Here is a 595-nt window from a genome sequence, read left to right as displayed (position 1 = left end):
CTAGCGATGCCAACAGTAAGTTTGTTGATGACGTTTTGGATCTCGACGCGAAAATTAAGCAGGCCATGAATGTGGATGTACCAGAGGATCTTGCTGATACAATCTTGTTTAGCCAAACCTCTAGCGCGCTTGACGAAAAAGTCGTCAAACCCAACTTTGTCCGCAAAGCTATGGCGCTTGCAGCTTCTGTTGCCTTTACCGCAGGTTTACTGGTGGGGCAAATCAACTGGGGTAACATTCTGGTGCCACCGGCGCAAGCCAGTCTCGCAGATACAGCTATTAAACATGTCATTCATGAAGAGGCATTTGTGCGCCATTTAGATGAAAACGTGCCGAGTTCCCAGATCAATGCGAAGATGTCGCCATTTCATTATCAGTTTAGTGACAACTTCCCGTACCACGTTTACTACCTAAACCACTGTGGATTTGGTAAAGCTAATGCATTACACATGGTTTTTCAGGGTGTAAAGGGCAAAGTAACGCTCTTTATTACGGGAATTTCTAGCCAACAAACGGCAGATTTTGAAAAAGATGGTATGACAGGTATCGTCCAACCCGTTGGTTCAACCAGCATGATTTTAGTCGGCGAACAAGG

Annotated in this window: 1 protein-coding gene; it reads left to right on the top strand. The window is 45.4% G+C overall.

All coding sequences use genetic code 11. The features are described 5' to 3' along the window. A partial coding sequence (locus tag R7O13_RS28875) for a DUF3379 family protein (RefSeq protein ID WP_318305463.1) occupies positions 1 to 595 on the top strand: 595 nt, incomplete at both ends.

The organism is Vibrio sp. Y176 (assembly GCF_033438945.1).
The sequence above is the reverse complement of the archived record's forward strand: the minus strand, read 5'-3'. Positions and strand labels throughout refer to the sequence as shown.